General features: G+C 68.5%; 3 protein-coding genes. All 3 read right to left on the bottom strand.

Features of this window, described 5'->3' with window-relative positions; all coding sequences use genetic code 11:
* Window positions 1-80: 80 nt before the first annotated feature.
* The gene (locus X742_RS140645) at window positions 81-590 is read right to left on the bottom strand and encodes a GNAT family N-acetyltransferase (protein ID WP_023775555.1); all 510 of its coding nucleotides are present in this window, start codon (window positions 588-590) and stop codon (window positions 81-83) included.
* On the bottom strand, window positions 591-875 hold the full coding sequence (locus X742_RS140650) for a DUF1778 domain-containing protein (RefSeq protein ID WP_023775554.1): 285 nt from the start codon (window positions 873-875) through the stop codon (window positions 591-593).
* Between the two features lie 196 nt (window positions 876-1,071).
* Complete coding sequence (locus tag X742_RS140655) at window positions 1,072-2,013, bottom strand: DUF2493 domain-containing protein (RefSeq protein ID WP_031248789.1); 942 nt, start codon at window positions 2,011-2,013, stop codon at window positions 1,072-1,074.
* Window positions 2,014-2,148 lie beyond the last annotated feature (135 nt).

Genomic DNA, 2,148 nt, shown 5'->3' with positions numbered 1-2,148 from the left:
AACTAAAGCCCGGCCGGCCGCAGGCCGGCGCGGCCGGGGCCCCGCTGCTGCCGCTGCCGGCCACGCTCACACCGAGGGATCTAGTGGGACTTGTCCGCCAACCAGAGGCGCATGTCCTGGATCGAGCGCATCAGGATAGACGGGTTGTCCCGCGACGGGACAAAACCCCAGCTCTGCCAGTAGCGCTCGGCCTCGGCGTCAATCGCTCGCACCACCACCGCGCGGCCGCCGACGATGTCGGCGCCGGCGAGGCAGCGATGCAGCGCGTCCTTGACCAGGCCGCTGCCGATGCCTTGTCCGGCATAGCGGTGGTCGACGGCGAGTTGTCCGATAAGCAGGCAGGGGATCGGATCGGGCGGGCGTCCGATGCGGATAGCGCGCGGTGCGCTGTTTGGCTGGATCACGCCCGGCGCGAGGCCGTAATAGCCGACGACGGTTCCCTCGTCGTGAACGACCAGGACGCGGGTGAACCCGCGGACCTGGTTCGCTCGCGCGAAGCCGGCCAGCCAAGCGTTGAGCGCCGGCTTGCCGCAATCGAAGCTGTCGACGCGGTGCGTGTCATTGAGGAGTTCGATGCCTGAAAGCGCCACCTAGCGATCCCAGGGCGGGGACCGACGCAGCCGCTCGGCCGCCTTCGGCGGGGGCGCGGCGGCTGGGGCCGAGATCGCCTGCATGAAGGCGTCATAGGCTTGCGGGGACACGCGGATGACGGTTTCGTTGAGGATGGCCGCCTGGGCCTCGTGGAGTGCTGCGCGCCGCATGAACTCCGTGCGCGACAGGCCGAGCAGCTCCGCACCGCGGTCAATGATGGTGAGATCATCGTCGCGAAACCGCATCGAGACGGGTGTTTCCTTCCTCGTGGCTGTGGTGACCATGGCAAGCTCCTGTGTTGCGGACGTATATACGTCCGTGTAACGCGAACCGCAATACCCCGCTGCGTGGCGGCAGCCTTTCCGCGTCGATACGATCCGCGGAGGCGCAGCGTGCCGTGCTTCGCGCGCGCGGGCTCTGATGCGATTCGCGCGGGTCGAACCCGATCGCGCGCGCTCGGGTTCGTGGGGAAAGCGGCGCTCACGCGCCGCCCTCCGCGAACCGCCAGACGGGGATGCCGAGCCGACGGGCCTTGTCGGCAAGGTTGTCGGTAATGCCGGAGCCGGGAAAGACGATCAGGCCGTAGGGCACCACGGAGAGAAGCTGGTCGTTGCGGCGGAACGGGGCTGCCTTGGCGTGCCGGGTCCAGTCCGGCTTGAAGGCGATCTGGGTGACCTTGCGGTTCTCGGCCCAGCAGGCGGCGATGCGCTCGGCCCCGCGCGGGCTGCCGCCGTGGAGCAGGACCATGTCGGGATGCTTCTCGCGAGCCTTGTCGAGCGCGTCCCAGATCCTGTCGTGATCGTTGCAGTCGAGGCCGCCGGCGAAGGCGATCTTGGTCCCTGCTGGAACGAGCACCTCGGTTTCGGCGTGTCGGCGGGCGGCGAGGAAGTCGCGGCTGTCGATCACCGAAGCCGTCATCGCCTGGTGGCTGACCTTGGAGCCGGTGCGCGGTCGCCATGCCGATCCGGTTTGTGCCTCGTAGAGATCGGCGGCCTCATCGCGCATGATTTCGAGCACGTTGCGGCGCTCGATATAGCTGATGCCTTCCGCGGTCAGCCGCTCCAGCTCGACCGACTTCACCTCCGAGCCGTCCTGCTCCTGCAGACTCGAGCGCTGCGCCTCCTCGTTGCGGTCGAGGCTGCGGGCGACACGCTCGGCGGCACGGTGGAAGACGTTTGCGAAAGACCAGAGCAAATCGTCGAGATCGGGTTCGAGCCTGGTGTCGCCGAGCATGCCAGCGAAGGTCTCGACGATCCCAGCGAGGCCGGCCCGGATCACCTCATCGTCGGGAAGTGGCCGGGGGTCGGGTTCGTCCTGATGCGGGCGATGGCCGTACATCTGCAGTTCGAGGATAACGCGGTCGGTCGGCGAGGAGGCGTGGGAGGGCTCGTAGCCGTCATCGAAAGGAATGTCGTAGGTCATGGCGGTGTCTCCGTCGGTTGTGGCCGCGCCTATCGCGGCCTGACAGCGCATCCCGGCCGCGCGCCGGGCGCGGCCGCACCGAAGGCCGAAGCGCGAGCGGAGGACGGCGAAGCCGTTGCGGCCGTGACTGGGGGG

The sequence above is a fragment of the Mesorhizobium sp. LNHC229A00 genome, assembly GCF_000502415.1.
Lineage (GTDB): Bacteria > Pseudomonadota > Alphaproteobacteria > Rhizobiales > Rhizobiaceae > Mesorhizobium.
The sequence above is the reverse complement of the archived record's forward strand: the minus strand, read 5'-3'. Positions and strand labels throughout refer to the sequence as shown.